Genomic DNA, 17606 nt, shown 5'->3' with positions numbered 1-17606 from the left:
CCGCGCTAACCCGATGGCGCGAGTCAGAGGCCGAACGATGGTTGTGACGGCATCTCGCTGACCAGGACCGGAAGCGATATCGCTCCGGTGCCACCGGTCACCACAAGCACCCAGCGACCATTGACAGGCAGGCGCAACTGCAGCTCGAAGAAGGCGAACCCGGGAAACTCGGCGACGGCCGATTCGGGGACCTCGAATTGCAGGCGGATCGGATCGTCATCCGTCGGAGGCCGCATCTCAATCTCAACTTGCCGGTCTGAGCTACCGGGTTCCGACTGGGTCAGCACCACCAGCACAAAGCGGGCCAATCGGTCCGGTCCAAGTGCAAATCTGGACAGCACGCCGCCCGACACATTGAGTTTGTTGTCTACCGCGGCAGCTGCATCGGCCAGAAAGGCGCCCGTAAGTATCACGCCGCTGAACCTACCGCACCGTCCCATGCCCTTCATCCGGCGACCGCTGAACCGCAGGTGTTGCTGCACCGTACACCTCGAGCGGCTTGCGACCCAGAAGGTTCCAGCCTCCAGATTATTTTTGCATCCGGAAATAGTCGCCGATTGCTACTATCGCAGGCGTAACTGTAGAAGGCTCACCGCAGACTGATACAGGAGAAGCACATGCAGCCCATGACGATCGATTCGGCTGCGGCCGACATCGGTTCACAGATCTCGGACAATGCATTCCAAGCCTTGCGGGACGGTGCGACAGCGTCGACGTCGTTGACGTCGCTGCTGCCCGCAGGTGCCGATGAGGTCTCAGTGCAGGCGGCGATGGCGTTCGCGACTGAGGGTGCCCAGCTGCTCGCCCTGAACCGGGCGGCGCAGGAAGAGTTGGCGCGCGCGGGTGCGGCGTTCACTGACATCGCACGTACGTATGCCGATGCCGACGTCAATGCGGCCGGCAGCCTGCTGGGTGTCGCGTTGCGATAGGGCTACCGGGGCGCGCGGAAAGCGCGATACTGAGGCTATGCCTGATCGCAACGTGCTGGGCGGCCCGTTGGAACCGTGTGGCACCGACCCACTCACCGGCTTCTATCGCGATGGCTGTTGCTCAACGGGGCCCGAAGATCTGGGGTGGCACACGATCTGTGCGGTGGTGACCGCCGAGTTCCTGGAGCACCAGCGTTCCATTGGCAACGATCTGTCGACTCCGGTGCCCGAATACCGCTTTCCCGGCCTGCTACCAGGTGATCGCTGGTGCGTCACCGCAGTGAACTGGCTGCGGGCCCACCACGATGGCTGTGCCGCCCCGGTGGTGCTGGCATCCACCCATGAGCGGACCCTCGAGGTGGTGCCCCTTGAGGCACTGCAGGAGCACGCTGTCGACGTGCCAGACGATCTGGCGAACCTGGAGCAGCCCTAGGCCGAAGTTAAGGCTGTTGAACTAGGTGAATTCCCTGGTTGACCTGGGGATTGGCTGGTTTGGGTGGGTGGTGGTTCTGGCTACGCGGCGATGGTGAGGGGGATCGGAGCGTCAATGAGGTCGAAGGCGCGGCGCTGGGTGGGGGTGGGCTCGGTGAGTTTGTCGATTTCGATGTTGGTCTGGTGGTAGCGGATCCGGTCGCGGGTGAGGGTGGCCAGGTGATTGAGCAGGTCGCGGAAGCTTCGTACCGGGTTGCCAGCCGCGTCGTGTTTGGTGGAGGCTTTGGCGTGTGCAGCTGGGGAGCGCTGCGCGGGGGCGACGGGGTTGTCCCGATGCGGCGGTGTTTCGTCGGTGAATGTCAGTGGCGCCCAGGCCTTGCGCAGGTGCCAGATGAGGTAGCAGGCCAGCATGCAGATCAGCACGTGGGCTTTGACGCGGTCCTCGAGGCGGTGGTGGATGGGGCGTAGGTCGAGGTCGTCGGTCTTGATGATGCGAAAGTCGCGTTCGATGTTGGCGAGGTTTTTGTAACCCTCCACCACGGCGGCGGGGTCGAGGACCTTGGTGTTGACGCTGGTGCGCAGCACGTAGATGCCGTCGAGGGCGGCTTGGGCGTCGATGGCGGCCTGGTCGCGGTGGTAGGTGAACTCGGTGTCGGTGATCGTGAGGTGGAAGAGCTTGCCCACCTTGAATTTTCCGCTGACCTTGCCGACTGCGATGCCGATCTTGTCGGCGCCGGACAGGGTGGCTTTGGTGACGCGTTGGGCGATGTGGGCCAGTTCCTTCTCGGTGGCAGCCAGCAGGTCGTGGCGTTTGCGGGCACGTTCGGCGGCCAGGGCGGGGTTGCGGCAGGCGATCAGCCGTTCACCGGGGTAGTCGGGGTGGGTGATCTCGGCGAGGTCCTGGGTATCGAACAGGCTCATCTGCAGCGGCCCGTCGTCGCGGGCGAGTTTGGCGATCGCGGGTGCGCGTAGCGCGGTGATCCAATCGAAGGCGGTTGGGGTGTCGGGGTTGTCGTTGAGTTCGCGCAGCGCGTCGATGCGGGCGGTGGTGATCATGCCGCGATCGCCGACCAGCACCAGCCGCTGGATGGCGAGCTTGTCCTTGATCACCTGCACGATCTGGGTGAACGCGGTCGGGTCGGCGGTGGCACCGGAAAACACGCGCACCGCGACCGGGCGGCCCTCAGGGTCGGTGAGCACCCCGTATTCGATCTGCTCGCAGCCCTTCTTGCCGTCGCGGGAGTAGCCGCGCGCGGCCAGCTCGCAGCATCGGCCGGTCACCCACGAGGAAGTCAGGTCGAACAACGCCATCCGGCCCGGGTTCACCGACTCGTTTAAATGCTTTGCCGCCAGCTTCTTTTCGATCCTATCCTGTCGGTCGGCCAGCCAGTCCATCCCGGCGTAGATCTCGTCGGTGGAGGCCTCGGCCACCCCCAAATCGACGCCGAGGGTGGTGTTGGGCCACCACGACAGGGTGGACAGCTTCGACTTGGGCCGCACCACCCGCGAGATGATCAACGCGAGCACGATATCGCGGGCTCGGCACGGCGGGCCCAGCACTGCGGCCAGCTCGAGCTTGCGCGCCATCGCGGCCACCGCCGCCACGTCCCCGTGTGGCAGCGACCGGGACTTGCTGAACTCGGAGCCGGCCGGCACCAGCGTGTGGCCCTTCAGCGTCGCCTCGATCGCATCGACGGCCTGCGGCGGCAGCATCGACAGGTTGGCCACGGTCTCGTTGCGCACCTTGGCCCCGTCTCGGTAGGTGCGGCGCAACAGTACAGACTCATAGACGCGCTCGTGGCCTTGCTTATCCACGTGAGTCTTCTTAACTCTGACTACGTGAGCTTTGCCGGTATTGCGTGGCACACCAAGAATCATAGCTGGATTCCGCTGCATTGATAGAAACGACACGCATCTATTCGTGACTACATATGAGCACACAACAACGCCCATATTGTCAGTTCAGACCACCAATACTCAGTCAAAACCATCGCAACTTCGGCCTAGGGCACTTGAGTCGAGTACAGCCAGGCATCCCACAACGGTCGCAGCGACTCGTCGCAATAGTTGGCCGCCAGGCCGGTGAAGTCCTCGGTGATCACGGTTCCGTGACGATACCGCGACGTCCATTCCTCGAGCAGCGCGAAAAATTTGTCGTCGCCCAGGTGCCCGCGCAACGTGTGCAGGGTCAGCGCGCCGCGCTTGTAGACGCGGTCGTCGAACATGTCGTGCGGTCCGGGATCGGCCAGCAGCAGGTCTTGCGGCTTATCCCGCAGCTGTTGGTGGTGGAAGCGGGCCAGTTCGTCGGCGCGCGGGCCACCGGCGTGCTCGGACCACAACCACTCCGCGTAACACGCGAAGCCCTCGTGCAGCCAGATGTCGCGCCACCGCCGTGCGGTCACTGAGTTGCCGAACCACTGGTGCGCAAGTTCGTGGGCAATCAGCCGCTCACTGGACCGAGTGCCGTCGCAGTGGTTAGCGCCGAAGATCGAAATCCCTTGGGCCTCAAGCGGTATGTCCAACGGATCGTCGGTGACCACGACCGTGTACCCGGTGGCCAGCGGATAGGGTCCGAACCGTTCGACGAAGAACTCCATCATTTGTGGCTGGCGGGCAAAGTCGTGGTCGAAGTTGTCCCGCAGCCGCTGCGGCAATGCGGCCCGCATCTGCACCGGTGCCTTGGCCAGCCGCGCCATCTCGTACCTGCCGATCTGCAGGGTGACCAGGTAGGTCGACGTCGGCTCGGACTGCTCGTAGGTCCAGACGGCCCGCGAAGCGCGTACCCGCCGCGACACCAACTTCCCGTTGGCCACCACCCGGTAGGGGCTTTCGGTGCTGATTTGGATCCGGAAGGCGGCCTTGGCGCTCGGGTGGTCATCACACGGAAACCAGGACGCGGCGCCGTTGGGCTGCCCCGCAACGAGCACGCCCTCGGTCAGTTCCTCAAAGCCGATGTCGCCCCACAACGACCGCAGCGGTCGCGGCGCACCGCCATAGCGCACGACGATCGACAACGCCGCCCCGGTTGGAAGCTTGGATTCCAACCGGACACGCAATTTGCCTCCGCGAGAGGAGAACTGGGCCGCGCGTTTGCCATTCACCGAAACCTTCGACACCGTCAACGCGGTGGACAGGTCCAGTGTGAATTGCTGTAACTCGGTCAGTGTGACCGCGGTGATGGTCGCCGATCCGGACAGCCGGTTGCTCGCGACCTTGTACTCCAGATCCAGCTCGTAGCGCGAAACCCGGTAACCGAAGTTTCCGTTCTTGGGCAGGTAGGGATCGATCACCTGGGTGACCGTCTTGGGCGAGGTTTTCACGCGGCAGTGTCCTCGACGGCACCGTTGGCCGGCTTCTTGTCGCGGGACTTCTTGCGCTTGATGTCCCACGGCCGGATCGGATTGCCTTGCCAGCGTGTCGACGGCGGCACCTCGTCGCCGCGCACCACCAATGATGCGGGACCGACGGCCGCGCCGGCACCTAGCCGGGCCGCGGGCAGCGCGACGCAATGGGGGCCCAGGGTGGCGCCGGGTTCGAGCACGACGCTGTCCATCCGCATGATGCGGTCGTGAAACAGATGTGTCTGCACCACGCAGCCGCGGTTGACGGTGCAACCGGCACCGAGCTCGACGAGGTCGGCCTCGGGCAGCCAGTAGGTCTCACACCACACGCCCCGGCCGACGCGCGCGCCCAGCCCGCGCAACCACAGGTTCATTACCGGCGTACCGCTGGCTGCGCGGGCAAACCACGGTGCCGCAACGGTTTCCACGAATGTATCGGCCAGCTCGTTGCGCCATACGAACGACGACCACAGTGGAAACTCGCTCGCCTCGATCCGGCCAATCAAAAGCCATTTCGCCGTGACGGTAATACCGCCGGCGACGGCACCCGCGGCCAACAGCACCAGCCCGCCGCACAGCGCCGCCCACCAGATTCCGAAAGTTATTGCCAGCGCCTGCAGCGTGCCCAGCACCGCGAGCCCGATCGCGACCGTGACGACGACCGGCACGAGCCGACAGGTCTCCACCGCGGCCCGCATCACCCGCAATCGGATCGGCGGGTCATAGGTGGTTTCGGTGTCGGCCTCGGCCGGGCGGCGGCGCAGGCGCATCGGTGGGCTGCCCAACCAAGAGGAACCGCGCTTAGCCTTCGGCGGCGTCGCGGACAACACCGCGACCAGCCCGTCCTCAGGGACGCGGCGCCCCGGCTGGGCGATGCCCGAGTTACCGAGGAACGCGCGCCTGCCCACTTTCGTCTCGGCGGCGTAGATCCAGCCGCCACCGAGCTCGTAGGAGGCGACCATCGTGTCGTCGGCCAGAAACGCGCCGTCCTCGACCACGGTGAACCTGGGGGTCAGCAACACCGTGGAGATCTCGGTGCCGCGACCCACCCTGGCGCCGAGGATTCGGAGCCAGACCGGAGTCAGCAGGCTGGCATACAGCGGGAATAGGTAATTGCGTGCGGCGTCCATCAGCCGTTCGGTGGTCCATAGCTGCCAGCCGGCTCGGCTGCGCACGGGGTGGTAGCCCTCGCGCAACCTGATCGACAGCATCCGCACCGCCACCGCCGTGAGCAGCGCGTACACCGTGAGCGCGGCTAGTGTCGCTACCGGTGTCCACAGCAGCGTCGGCAGCACCGCCTGCGACATACTCCGGGTGCGGTGCACGGCCACTGCGATCATCGCGAGACCGCACGCTGCCGCGAGCAGCGGCAGACCGGCAAGCAACAGCGACGTCAGCCCGTACACCGCAACCCAACGCGAACCGCGCGCGGGCCGCTCGTCGGGCCAGGGGTGGTTGACCCGGCCCGACTTCGCGGCCGGCGAACCCTTCCAGTACTGGCCGTTTTTGACTTTGCCGAGCACGCCCGACCCGGGCGCTACGTCGGCGTTCTTGCCGACGACCGAGCCCGGCAGCATCGTGGTTCGCGAACCGATCGTCGCGTCATCGCCGATCGTGATGGTGCCGAGGTGGAACACGTCTCCGTCGATCCAGTGTCCGCAGAGGTCCACTTCCGGTTCGATCGCGCTGCGGTGCCCGACCGTGAGGAACCCGGTGACCGGTGGTATCGAGTGCAGGTCAACGCCTTTGCCGATGTCGGCGCCGAGCGCCCGGGCGTAGTACACGAGCCAGGGCGCCCCGGCCAGATTCTGCGCACCGCTGGCTTCGGCCAGTCGCTCGGCGAACCACACCCGCAGGTGCACCGAACCGCCCCGGGGGTAGCTTCCCGGCTTCACCGTGCGGAGCAGGATGCGTGTGAAAAGCACCGCGATGCCCATCCGGCCCAGCGGTGTTACGAAGAGGACGAACGCGACCGCCACCAGCCACCAATTCACCGCCACCGTCCACGGCACCACATGCAAGGCGCGGGCGACATTATTGCCCAGCGCGAGCCAGGTCACCCACGACAAGGCGGCCAGGGTGGCCAGCGGCAACGCCAAGACGGTCTGGGTCAGCTGAGCCAGCCGCGGCGTGGGTCGCACCACCCGCTCGGCGACCTGCGGGGGCGGCTCGAGTTCGTCGAGGAATCCGGCGAGTGAGCCGAGCCGCGGATGGTCATAGAGGTCGGCGACGGTGAGCTGCGGGTATTGGTGCCGCAACGTGGCGACTAGCTGTGCGGCGGCCAGCGAGCCGCCGCCGAGCGCGAAGAAGTCCGACTCCGGACCGCTGATGGCAGCGCCGAGCAGCTCGCGCCACATCTCGGCCAGCCGGCTCGCGGTGCCGCCGAGGTCGGCCGTTTCCTCTATATCTGCGCTGCCCGGCGGTGGCCACGGCAGCGCGTCCCGGTCGACCTTGCCCGATGTTCGGGTTGGCAGGTCGTCGATTTGCACTAGCCGCGGGACGATCGCGGCGGGTAGGTGTGCGGCCAGTTGGTTGCGCGCCGAGGCGATGTCGAACGACGGATCCGCGCTAACCACATAGCCGACCAAAACGGCTGTGCCGGTCGCGGTTTGGCGAACCGCGGCGGCGCCGCCGCTGACTCCCGGCAGGTGCACCAGCGCGGCGTCGACCTCGCCCAGCTCTATGCGACGGCCCCCGACCTTGACCTGGTCATCGGCCCTCCCGCAGAAATACAGCCCGTCGCATTCCAGCCGGACCAGATCACCGCTGCGGTAGGCGCGTGCCCAGCCCAGCGTCGGCATCGCGGCGTACTTCTCGGCGTCCTTGTCCTGGTCCAGGTAGCGGGCCAGCCCGACGCCGCCGATCACCAGCTCGCCGGTTTCGCCTTGGTTGACCGGTCGGCCGTCGGAGTCGACGACGGCCAGGTCCCAACCGGACAGCGGCAGCCCGATGCTGATTGGCGCGGCGCCGTCCAGCTTGGCGGCGCAGGCGACCACCGTGGCCTCGGTCGGGCCGTAGGTGTTCCACACTTCGCGTCCGTCTACGGCGAGGCGCTCGGCCAGCTCCGGAGGGCACGCCTCGCCGCCAAAGATCAACAGCCGCACGGCTTCCAGTGCCTCAGCGGGCCACAGCGCGGCCAGCGATGGCACGGTCGAGACCACGGTCACGTCGCGGGTGACTAGCCAAGGGCCGAGGTCCATGCCGCTGCGCACCAGCGATCGGGGCGCGGGTACCAGGCAGGCGCCATGCCGCCATGCCAGCCACATCTCTTCACACGATGCGTCGAAAGCGACCGACAGGCCAGCCAGCACCCGGTCGCCAGGCCCAATCGGGTTGTCCCGCGAGAACATCTGCGCCTCGGCGTCAACGAACGCGGCGGCGCTGCGGTGCGTGACCGCCACGCCCTTGGGTGTGCCGGTCGACCCGGAGGTGAAGATGATCCACGCATCGTCGCGGGTTTGCGGATTTCCGGCCCGCCAGCCGCGCGACGAGCCGGGACCCCGCTCGATTCCCGCGTCGGTGATGACCGCAACAACGTTGGCCTCGCCGAAGACCAACTCTGCCCGCTCGTCGGGGTCGTCGGCGTCGACGGGCACGTATGCCGCACCGGCGGCCAGCGTGGCCAATATCGCCACATAGAGCGAATAGCTGCCCGAGGCCATCCGGATTCCGATCCGGTCCCCGCGCCCCACGCCCCGCGCGGCCAGCCAGGCCACGCTGTCCTCGATGTCGCCGATCAGCTCGCTGTAGGTGAGCTGAACTTCGCCGTCGTCGATCGCGGCGGCATCCGGGTAGCGCGACGCGGTGTCATGGATGATGTCGATGAGCGTGCGCGGACTGGCTGCCTTGCTCGACAACAGGTACTGCGCGGGAATCACCCAATATTTCTACGCGAGATTGCCGCTGTCGTGGACGCCGACAGGCCCTTGCCGACGGCCGTTTGTCACAGCTGCCACATTGGTATCTGCCCCGGTAGGTACACAAATTGCCCACCTCGCAGCGACAGGACTAGCGACTACTGGGGTGTCGCTGCGAGGTGGGCAAAACGCGCATCACTCCCGGCAGGGGCCAAAGTGGCGGATGTGACTAGGTGGCAGCTAGCTGCGCCGCTCCAGCCACTCGGCCAGGAAGCGCCCGGCGTCGAGGACGTGGCGTTCGGCGACGGCGCGGGCACGCTCGGCGTCCCTGTCGCCGACTGCATCGAGCAATTCCTCATGCTCGTCGAGCGAGTGCTTCTCGTGGTCGGGAAAAACCGTGAGGAAGTTGGTCGGCACCACTCGGGCCGCTTGTTTGATCTGGGTCAGCAGCCGTGGCGAGTGTGCGGCGCGGTGGATCTTTTGGTGGAAGTGCCAGTTCGCCTCGCCGATGCTGTCGTCTCCGGATCGGGCGGCGACGTCGGCCGCGAGCTCGCGCAACGTCTCGAGCTCGTCGGGTTCAATGCGTTGGGCGGCCCACGCCGCCGCTTGTCCGGTGAGCACACCGAGAATGGTGAAGCTGTCCAGGACGTCGCCGGGGCTAATGCCGATCACCGTGATTCCGCTCCGCGGGGCGACTCTGACCAAGCCTTCGAAAGACAGTTCCAGCAGCGCCTCGCGAACCGGGGTTCGACTGGTTGCGAACTCCTCGGTGATGGCGTCCAGGTCTATGCGTGATCCCGAGGGCAGGACGCCGGTGAGAATGCGGTCCCGGAGTTCACGAGCGGCGCGTTCCCGCACCGTCCCGGAGATGTCGAGCCCCGATGTTGTCGCCACCGGCGCATCGTATCAGACAGAACACCTCACATTTGAAATCTGAAATATCAGATGTTAGTTTCGATTCATGTCCGATCGACGACACGACAAGATGGCGCTGGTGGCGTTCATGCAGGCGGGGAGCACCTCGGTATACGCGGGCTCGTGGCGGCACCCCGCGACCGAACACCGATATCTGGACGCGTCCTACTACGCGAAGATCGGGCGGCAGCTCGAAGAAGGCTGCTTCGACCTGATGTTCTTCGATGATCGACTGGCCATGCCGGGGGTCTACGGCGGATCAGTGGCTGAGGCGGTGCTCCACGGTGCCCGCCCGGTCAAGCTCGACCTGGGCGTCGTGCTTGGCGTCTTGGCGCAGGCCACGTCGAAGATCGGCCTCGGCGCTACCTATTCGACCACCTATTACGCCCCATTCCACGTGGCCAGGACGTTCGCCACCCTCGACCACCTATCCGGTGGCCGCGCCGCCTGGAACGTCGTCACCTCGGTCAATGACAGTGAGGCGCAGAACTTCGGCGTCAAAGCCCATTTGGGCCACGACGAACGCTACGACCGTGCCGACGAGTTCATGGACGTGGTCACCGGCCTGTGGGACACCTGGGAAGACGGCGCGATCCTGCACCACCGAGCGTCTGGTCAATACGCCGACCCCGTCAAGGTGCACGAGCTAGGGCACGAAGGCCAGTACTTCTCGGCGCGCGGGCCGCTGACCGTGCCCCGCACCCCGCAGGGCCGACCCGTCATCATCCAAGCCGGATCTTCCGGGCGTGGGCGCGAATTCGCCTCGCGCTGGGCGGAATTGATCTTTACCGGTGACCCTGGGATCGATGTTGCACGTACCCACTACGCCGACCAGAAGGAGCGCATCGCCGACGCCGGGCGTGATCCTGCTGCGGTCCGTATCTGCCCAATGGCCTATGCCGTGGTGGGGGAGTCCGAGGCGCACGCCAAGGAACGTGAGGCCATGTTCCTCAACGACCTGGTTCATCCCATGGCGTCGCTGACGCTGTTGTCGGAGTTGATGAACTACGACTTCGCCCAGCATGATCTCGACGATCCGGTGACAGACGAGCTCATCGCGTCGGTCTCCGGCATTCGGGGATTGGTGCAGAACCTGCGCGCCCATATCGGAGGGGACACAGTGACCGTGCGCGATCTCGCCGGCCACCGTGCCACCCTGTTACAAGGGCCGCGGTTCGTCGGCACCGGCGAGCAGGTGGCCGATCAGATGGCGGATTGGTTTGAAGTCGGTGCTTGTGACGGGTTCGTTCTGGCCGCAACGCATCTGCCCGGCGCGTTCGAAGACGTGGTGCGGATGGTGGTTCCGGAACTGCAACGCCGGGGGCTGTTCCGCACCGCCTACCAGTCGTCGACGTTGCGGGGACACCTTGGCCTGCAACGACCTTCGAGTACCCGCGCGCGTGCCAGTGCCAATGCTTGACGGCATTCGGGTGCTCGACCTCGCGACCTTGGCCGCGGCCCCTCTGGTGGCGACTTATCTGGGCGAGTTCGGCGCCGACGTGATCAAGGTCGAAGAACCCCGGTTCGGCGACCCAATCCGGGGGTGGGGAAATCAGCGTGACGGCGTCGGCTTGATGTGGAAGTCGATATCGCGCAACAAGAGATCGGTCACGCTGGATCTGCGGTGCGCGGAAGGTCAGGAACTGGCACGCCGGCTAGTCCGGCGGGCCGACGTCGCCATCTTCAACACGCGCCCACAGACATTGCGCAAGTGGGGTCTGGACTACGAGAGCCTGCGCGCGGTCAACGATCGGATCGTGATGTTGCACATTACCGGCTACGGGCTGACCGGGCCGAAGAGTGAGCGACCCGGGTTCGGCACGCTCGGAGAAGCGATGAGCGGGTTCGCCCACATCACCGGACCGGCCGGCGGGCCCCCCACCCTGCCGCCGTTCATGTTGGCCGACGGTGTCGCATCGCTGAATGCGACGTACGCGGTGATGATGGCGCTGTATCACCGCGACGTACACGGTGCCACGGGGCAGCTGATCGACGTCAACCTCATCGACCCGCTGGCCCGGCTGCTGGAGCAGACGTTGTTGGGCTACGACCAATTGGGCCTGGTGCCCGAGCGGGCCGGCAATCGGTGGGACATCTCGGCGCCGCGTAACACCTACCGCACCGCCGACGGCCGGTGGCTGGCGATGTCCGGCAGTTCACCGGCGCTGGCGCTGCGGGTGTTCCGGGCGATAGGCCGGCCTGACCTGCTCGCCGACGCCGACTTCGCCGACCCGCAGCGACGCCTAGCCAAGGCCCTTGAAGTCGACACCGTAGTCGCGGATTGGGTTGCAACCAAGACGCTTTCGGAGGCGATGGCTGTCTTTGAAGCTCACGAGGTTGCGGCCGCTCCGGTGTACGACATCAGCGACCTGATCGCCGACGAGCAGCTCGCGCATCGCGGGGTATTCGTCTCGGTGGACGACGAGCAGCTGGGGCTGATGACGGTGCAGGCACCGGTGCCCCGTTTTTCGTCGGCGTCCGGAACGGTTGACCATCTGGGTCCGCGCCTCGGTGAGCACAACGCTGAGGTCTACGGTGAGCTACTCGGTTTGAGCTCCGAGGTTATCGACGACTTAAGCACGCGTGGTGTGCTGTGAGCCAACTGCTGCGTCGCTCCGAACTGGCCGTGCCCGCCAGCAACGACAACATGTTCGACAAGGCCGCGGGGTGTGGCGCGGATCTGGTCTTCCTCGACCTGGAGGACGCCGTCCCCGCGGCCCTCAAACAGGCGTCGCGGTCCAAAGCCATTGCCGCGCTGAACGACATCGATTGGGGCCGTACGGCGCGCGCGGTGCGGATCAATGGCCTGGACACCAAGTGGTGTCACGACGATCTCATCGAGGTGGTGACCAAGGCCGGTGCGAACCTCGACACGGTCATCATCCCCAAGGCCCGTAACGCCCGCGACGTCTGGTGGGTGGATGTACTGCTTACCCAATTGGAATCGAAACTGGGCCTGGGCAAGCGGATTCGCCTTGAGGTGCTCATCGAGGAGGTCGAAGGCCTGGCCAACGCCGAGGCGATCGCGGTGACCAGCCCCCGGCTGGATGCGCTGATTTTCGGCGTGGGTGACTTTTCGCTGTCCCAGGGCGCGCGGGTGGACACGAACTTCGTCCCGCTCGGCGAATATCCCGGCGATTTCTGGCATTACGCCCGGAACAAGGTGATCGTGGCCGCACGGATCGCGGGAATCGACGCAATCGACGCGCCCTATCCGGACTATCGCGATCTAGCCGGGTATGAGCGCGACGCCCGTCGTGCGTCACTACTGGGCTACACCGGCAAATGGGCGATTCACCCCAACCAGGTCCCCGTCGCCAACGAGGTCTACTCGCCGACCGCCGACGAAATCGCGCTGGCGGAGCGCAATGTCGCCGCCTACCGGGAGGCCGAAGCCAGCGGCCGCGGCGCTGTGGGCGTCAACGGTGTTCTCGTCGACGCCGCACACGTGAAGCTGGCGCAGCAGGTACTGGTCCGCGCGGCCTTGATCAACCGAGCCCAAGCATCTTCACCGCAGGAGTAATCCCCGTCGGTGACCCCGCCTAACCGGCCCCGACCCCGCCGCCGTGCAATGTCTGCATCTCGAATGCGTCTGGGGTTTTTGGGCCATGCGATGCCGAAAACCTACGCCGACGTCACCTTTTCCTACGTAACCGTAGCCCTAGGCAACAGTTGACAATGGTTAGAATCTGTGAGATTTATTTCCTGACATCTAAGCAACAGACCGGTCGTGACCGAAGAACTTCGTTCTTGCGGCCAGGTGAAACGCGTTCAAAGGAGTGTCGGGAATGACGCTGCGAGTGGTTCCTGAAGGATTGCTGGCCGCCAGTGCTGCGGTGGAAGCGCTGACCGCGCGGCTGGCGGCCGCGCAAGCTGCTGTCGCGCCCCTCATCACGGCCGTGGTGCCGCCGGCGGCCGATCCGGTGTCGTTGAATACCGCGATCGAGTTCAGTGCCCGAGGTGACGAGCACATTGCGCTGGTGACTGAAGGAATCGAAGAGCTCGGCCGCTCTGCGGCTGGTATCGCCGAGTCCGGCGTCAGCTACACGGCCGGCGATGCCGCGGCGGTTGCGTCGTATCTTGCCTTCGGCAGCTGGGTGTGACGGCGCCGATCTGGATTGCCCTACCGCCGGAGGTGCATTCGGCGTTGCTAAGCGACGGTCCCGGACCTGAGTCGCTACTAGCGGCCGCGGCATCATGGACCTCGCTAAGCGACGAATTCGCCTCGGCGGCTGGGGAACTCACCGCGGTGCTAGCCACGGTGCAGGGCGGCGCATGGCAAGGCCCGAGCGCCGAAAGCTACGTGGCCGCGCACCTGCCGTATCTGATCTGGCTGACGAAGACCAGCGCCGACAGTGCCGGTGTGGCCGCTCAGCATGAGGGTGCGGCCGCGGCCTATACCACTGCCGTGGCGACAATGCCGACGCTGGCGGAGCTGTCGGCCAACCATGTGACCCACGGCGTGCTGCTAGCGACGAATTTCTTTGGCATCAACACGATTCCGATAGCGATCAATGAAGCAGACTACGTGCGGATGTGGATTCAGGCCGCCACTACGATGAGCGTGTATCAGGCGGTCTCGGGTGCGGCGATAGTCTCGGCGCCGCCCACCACGCCGGCGCCGGTGATAGTCAAGCCAGGCGTCGGTCTCGCCGCCAACGCCGTGGCCACGACTATCCAGTCTGGGTTTGGCGACATCCCGTGGAACCTGATCTGGGAGCTCATCAAGCTCGCATTGGAGATGTACATCGACTTCAACCTTTGGATCTTGAAGGAAGATGCCCTGTTCCTGGAGAACCCGATCGGCAATCTGATCGCGATGTTCAATGCCTTCACAACCGATCCGATCAATGCGCTGTTCCAATGGGGCCCAATGATTTTCGCGTTGGGTTACACGGTTGCAGAGGGCGGAGCGCCGGCCGAGGCCCTGGCCGCCGGTGTGGCCACGGGAGCCGGCACCGCATTAGTAGCCGCGCTGCCGCCCGCTCTTGCTCCGCTCGCCACCTCGATGCTGCAGGCAGCCGGGGTATCGGTGGGGGTTGCCCCGGCGGCTGTGGGAGCGGCTGCCGCAAGCGCTGTGACCCCGCTACCCGCCACCGCCGCGGTGGCGCCGGCGGCGACTCTGGTTTCGGCGGTGACGCCGGCGTCGAGTGGCGCGCAAGCGTCGGCGGTGACTGCTTCCGCTCGGGGTGCCGGCACGTTGGGCTTTGCCGGCACCAGCGGCAAGCAGACCGGCACGCAACCTGCCGGGCTTTCCGTGCTGGATGGCGGCGAGTACGGCAGTGGCCCGTCCATGCCGATGTTGCCCGCCAACTGGGACCCGAATCTGGTGTGTGAGCCGAGCGCAATCGGTACACCGCAACTAACCACCTGATTGCAAGCGACAAGAGACCACAGCGAGAGGACGATAGCCTTGCTCGCGGAAGCTGTTGGCGTCGAGTCGGTTTCGTGTTGCTAGGTAAGCGCTACAGCCGCCGAAACATTGTCTGGCCGGGCAAGGGCCGGACCACGCTGACGCTGTTGGCGGTGCTGCCCGCGGCGATGGTGTGTCCCTGGCGATCGACACGCGAGCAGTGCGTCCTCGCTGTGGCTGCGGGCGTTGTGGTCATGTTGTTCGGTTGGTGGCGTGGATTGCATCTCACGACGATCACGCGGCGCCGATTGGTGATGATTTGCCGCCGGCCGAGGGCGCGCAGCTACCGAGGGTGCTTACGCGAAACAGGTATTGACGCGAAGACTACAGTGCTGCTGCGGATCCGGGCGCTGGCCGGTGACAATATGCTTCCGCTGCCGCTGATCGCCAGCTACCTGAATCGTTACGGGCTACGAGTCGATAACATCCGAATCACCAACAGGTGCATCGCGACTGGCGTTTCACGCACCTGGATCGCATTGACGGTGTCAGCCGCCGATAATCTGGCCGCACTGCTGGCCCGCTCGTCGTCCATCCCGTTGGAACATGCCGCGCAGGTCATAGCGCGCCGACTTGCCGATCATCTCACTGAACTCGGCTGGGTGGTCACAATGGCCGGTCCCGACGACATCCCGCCGCTGGTCGCTCGATCCGCCCGTGAGACGTGGACCGCGCTTCGGCGCGAGATTATGGCGGGCGCCGGCGATTACGTTGTGGCATACCGGCTCGACATAGATGACACGCTGCCCAACAGCCTGGATGAAGTCCGTGCGCACCCGGCGAGTGAGACCTGGATGGCGCTAGAAATAGCATGCGGTCGAACGGGTTTCACGCTGGCAGCTGCCTGTGCGTTGCGGACCGGCGCTGCGCCCGACGGCCCCCCGCCAGTGGCGGGCCTGACTCCGCAGCATGGCAACCACGCTAGGGCGACAATGGCGCTGAATCCGCTGTCATCCCGGCGACTCGACGGACACACCGCCCTGCCCGACGATCTGCTGGTCCGACTGCGGTGGCCGGCCTCAAGTTCTCGCGATGGACGGCGGCCGGGTCTGCACGCGGTAGGCGGGTGGACCGGCTCCAAACCACCTCTTGCACGAACGGGCGGGGATGCTCTGCTCGGGGTAACCCAATTCACGGGCCAAATCCGACAGGTTCGTCCCGGTGGTCCGTAGGTAGCGATCGGCGGCATCTCGGCGGACCTCGCCGACGACCGCAGCGAAGGTAGTGGCCTCGTTATTGCCGCGTCTGCAGGCACGGACCGTTGACCCTCAGCGGATGGCGGGGCGGTGTCACGGGCCCGGTCGCGGGGCGCCGCTACCGCAAATTGCTATATCGCGATCTAATAGGCGCATGGAGCTGATGATGCCCACCGACTCGATGTTTCTGTTTGTCGAATCACGCGAGCACCCCATGCACGTAGGCGGTTTGTCGTTGTACAAGCCCCCGGAGGGGGCCGATCGACAATTCGTTCGACAGTTCACCGACGCTCTGCTTGCCAACGACGAGTTCCAGCCCACATTCCGCAAGCACCCCGCGACCATCGGCGGCGGAATCGCCCGTGTGGCGTGGGCCTATGACGATGAGATCGACGTCGACTATCACGTGCGGCGCTCGGCGCTGCCGTCGCCGGGTCGGGTTCGCGACCTGCTCGAGCTGACCTCCCGGCTACACACCAGCCTGCTTGATCGTCACCGCCCGCTGTGGGAAGTGCATGTGGTGGAAGGCCTGAACGACGGCCGGTTCGCCATGTACACCAAAATGCATCATGCCCTCATCGACGGTGTTTCGGCGGTGAAGCTGATGCAGCGGACGCTGTCGCCCGACCCGCAAGACACCGAGGTGCGGGCGATGTGGAACCTACCGCGGCCGCCCCGCGAGCACTCCGGCGGCGGATCGTCGACTTTGGACTCGTTGATCAAAGTAGCGGGATCCATTGTGGGACTCGCCCCTTCGACTCTGAAGCTGGCCCGTGCCGCACTGTTCGAGCAGCAGTTGACATTGCCGTTCGCGGCTCCGCACACCATGTTCAACGTCAAGATCGGGGGAGCGCGTAGGTGTGCCGGGCAGTCGTGGTCGCTGGACCGCATCAAGAACGTCAAGCAGGCCGCTGGTGTGACCGTCAACGACGCCGCGCTGGCAATGTGCTCCGGTGCGCTGCGCTACTACCTGATGGAGCAGGATGCGCTGCCGGACACCCCGTTGATCGCGATGGTTCCCGTTAGCCTGCGCTCAGAGAAGGAGGCCGACGACGGTGGCAACAAGGTCGGCAGCATCCTGTGTAACCTCGCCACTGACGTCGAGGATCCAGCGGAGCGGATTCAGGTCATCAGCGACTCCATGCGCGGCAACAAAAAGGTGCTCGCCGAGCTGCCGCAATTGCAGGTGCTGGCGTTGTCCGCATTGAACATGGCGCCGCTGGCCCTGGCGGGCATACCGGGTTACCTGTCGACGGTGCGTCCACCGTTCAACATCGTCATCTCGAATGTGCGGGGCCCCGCAGAACCGCTGTACTACGGCGGCGCGAAGCTCGACGGCAGCTATCCGCTGTCGAACATCCCGGACGGTCAAGCGCTGAACATAACCCTGGTGAACAACGCGGGGAATCTGGATTTCGGACTGGTCGGATGCCGCCGCAGCGTGCCGCACTTGCAGCGGCTACTCGCGCACCTCGAGTCGTCGTTGAAGGACCTGGAACAGGCCGTCGGAGTCTGAAACGGCC

General features: G+C 65.5%; 13 protein-coding genes and 2 pseudogenes. 9 read left to right on the top strand and 6 right to left on the bottom strand.

The window, feature by feature from the left end; all coding sequences use genetic code 11:
- Positions 1 to 23 precede the first annotated feature (23 nt).
- On the bottom strand, positions 24 to 413 hold the full coding sequence (locus AADZ78_RS26120; RefSeq protein WP_085252824.1) for a hypothetical protein: 390 nt from the start codon (positions 411 to 413) through the stop codon (positions 24 to 26).
- 204 nt (positions 414 to 617) lie between these two features.
- On the opposite strand from AADZ78_RS26120, the gene AADZ78_RS26115 reads away from it, so the two are divergent.
- Positions 618 to 929: a PE family protein gene (locus AADZ78_RS26115; RefSeq protein WP_085252822.1), complete on the top strand. Its 312-nt coding sequence runs from the start codon at positions 618 to 620 to the stop codon at positions 927 to 929.
- A gap of 37 nt (positions 930 to 966) precedes the next feature.
- Positions 967 to 1362 (top strand): DUF2237 family protein, encoded by a 396-nt coding sequence (locus tag AADZ78_RS26110; RefSeq protein ID WP_085252823.1) that lies wholly within the window; start codon positions 967 to 969, stop codon positions 1360 to 1362.
- An 80-nt stretch (positions 1363 to 1442) separates the two neighbouring features.
- On the opposite strand, the gene AADZ78_RS26105 is transcribed toward AADZ78_RS26110, so the two are convergent.
- The 4 genes from AADZ78_RS26105 to AADZ78_RS26090 all read right to left on the bottom strand — a co-directional run bounded on the left by AADZ78_RS26105 (position 1443) and on the right by AADZ78_RS26090 (position 9453).
- Positions 1443 to 3239 carry an IS1634 family transposase gene (locus tag AADZ78_RS26105; RefSeq protein ID WP_239656174.1) on the bottom strand — a complete coding sequence of 599 codons (1797 nt, stop codon included), beginning with the start codon at positions 3237 to 3239 and terminating at the stop codon, positions 1443 to 1445.
- A gap of 125 nt (positions 3240 to 3364) precedes the next feature.
- A complete protein-coding gene (locus AADZ78_RS26100) occupies positions 3365 to 4681 on the bottom strand; it encodes a M1 family metallopeptidase (protein WP_085252776.1) in 1317 nt (438 codons plus the stop codon).
- On the bottom strand, positions 4678 to 8580 hold the full coding sequence (locus AADZ78_RS26095) for a Pls/PosA family non-ribosomal peptide synthetase (RefSeq protein ID WP_085252777.1): 3903 nt from the start codon (positions 8578 to 8580) through the stop codon (positions 4678 to 4680). The genes AADZ78_RS26100 and AADZ78_RS26095 overlap by 4 nt, the downstream gene beginning before the upstream one ends.
- Before the next feature lie 219 nt (positions 8581 to 8799).
- On the bottom strand, positions 8800 to 9453 hold the full coding sequence (locus AADZ78_RS26090) for a GntR family transcriptional regulator (protein ID WP_085252778.1): 654 nt from the start codon (positions 9451 to 9453) through the stop codon (positions 8800 to 8802).
- 67 nt (positions 9454 to 9520) lie between these two features.
- Here AADZ78_RS26090 and AADZ78_RS26085 point away from each other — a divergent pair, with 67 nt between their 5' ends.
- From AADZ78_RS26085 to eccE, 6 genes and pseudogenes are all read left to right on the top strand, one after another.
- On the top strand, positions 9521 to 10894 hold the full coding sequence (locus tag AADZ78_RS26085; RefSeq protein ID WP_085252779.1) for an LLM class flavin-dependent oxidoreductase: 1374 nt from the start codon (positions 9521 to 9523) through the stop codon (positions 10892 to 10894).
- Positions 10887 to 12071, top strand: a complete 1185-nt coding sequence (locus tag AADZ78_RS26080) for a CaiB/BaiF CoA transferase family protein (RefSeq protein ID WP_085252780.1) — start codon at positions 10887 to 10889, stop codon at positions 12069 to 12071. Before AADZ78_RS26085 ends, AADZ78_RS26080 begins: the two co-directional genes overlap by 8 nt.
- Positions 12068 to 12997, top strand: a complete 930-nt coding sequence (locus AADZ78_RS26075) for an HpcH/HpaI aldolase/citrate lyase family protein (RefSeq protein ID WP_085252781.1) — start codon at positions 12068 to 12070, stop codon at positions 12995 to 12997. The genes AADZ78_RS26080 and AADZ78_RS26075 overlap by 4 nt, the downstream gene beginning before the upstream one ends.
- Before the next feature lie 265 nt (positions 12998 to 13262).
- Positions 13263 to 13577 carry a PE family protein gene (locus AADZ78_RS26070; protein ID WP_085252811.1) on the top strand — a complete coding sequence of 105 codons (315 nt, stop codon included), beginning with the start codon at positions 13263 to 13265 and terminating at the stop codon, positions 13575 to 13577.
- A complete protein-coding gene (locus AADZ78_RS26065; protein ID WP_139829008.1) occupies positions 13574 to 14848 on the top strand; it encodes a PPE family protein in 1275 nt (424 codons plus the stop codon). The genes AADZ78_RS26070 and AADZ78_RS26065 overlap by 4 nt, the downstream gene beginning before the upstream one ends.
- A 74-nt stretch (positions 14849 to 14922) precedes the next feature.
- Positions 14923 to 15924: pseudogene (gene eccE / locus AADZ78_RS26060) on the top strand (type VII secretion protein EccE); the annotation flags it as partial.
- On the opposite strand, the pseudogene AADZ78_RS26055 reads toward eccE, so the two are convergent.
- Positions 15907 to 16056, bottom strand: a pseudogene (locus tag AADZ78_RS26055) (AraC family transcriptional regulator); the annotation flags it as partial. The pseudogenes eccE and AADZ78_RS26055 overlap by 18 nt on opposite strands.
- Positions 16057 to 16237: 181 nt before the next feature.
- Between AADZ78_RS26055 and AADZ78_RS26050 the strand changes: the two are divergent.
- The gene (locus AADZ78_RS26050) at positions 16238 to 17599 is read left to right on the top strand and encodes a WS/DGAT/MGAT family O-acyltransferase (protein WP_085252783.1); all 1362 of its coding nucleotides are present in this window, start codon (positions 16238 to 16240) and stop codon (positions 17597 to 17599) included.
- The last annotated feature ends 7 nt before the right edge of the window (positions 17600 to 17606 follow it).

It is taken from the genome of Mycobacterium riyadhense (assembly GCF_963853645.1).
Classification (GTDB): Bacteria; Actinomycetota; Actinomycetes; order Mycobacteriales; family Mycobacteriaceae; genus Mycobacterium; species Mycobacterium riyadhense.
The sequence above is the reverse complement of the archived record's forward strand: the minus strand, read 5'-3'. Positions and strand labels throughout refer to the sequence as shown.

Excerpts from the sequence above, each read along its gene's own strand:
- AADZ78_RS26115 (WP_085252822.1), top strand. The coding sequence starts at position 618 with ATGCAGCCCATGACGATCGATTCGGCTGCGGCCGACATCGGTTCACAG.
- AADZ78_RS26110 (WP_085252823.1), top strand. The coding sequence starts at position 967 with ATGCCTGATCGCAACGTGCTGGGCGGCCCGTTGGAACCGTGTGGCACC.
- AADZ78_RS26105 (WP_239656174.1), bottom strand. The coding sequence starts at position 3,239 with ATGATTCTTGGTGTGCCACGCAATACCGGCAAAGCTCACGTAGTCAGA.
- AADZ78_RS26085 (WP_085252779.1), top strand. The coding sequence starts at position 9,521 with ATGTCCGATCGACGACACGACAAGATGGCGCTGGTGGCGTTCATGCAG.
- AADZ78_RS26080 (WP_085252780.1), top strand. The coding sequence starts at position 10,887 with ATGCTTGACGGCATTCGGGTGCTCGACCTCGCGACCTTGGCCGCGGCC.
- AADZ78_RS26070 (WP_085252811.1), top strand. The coding sequence starts at position 13,263 with ATGACGCTGCGAGTGGTTCCTGAAGGATTGCTGGCCGCCAGTGCTGCG.
- AADZ78_RS26050 (WP_085252783.1), top strand. The coding sequence starts at position 16,238 with ATGGAGCTGATGATGCCCACCGACTCGATGTTTCTGTTTGTCGAATCA.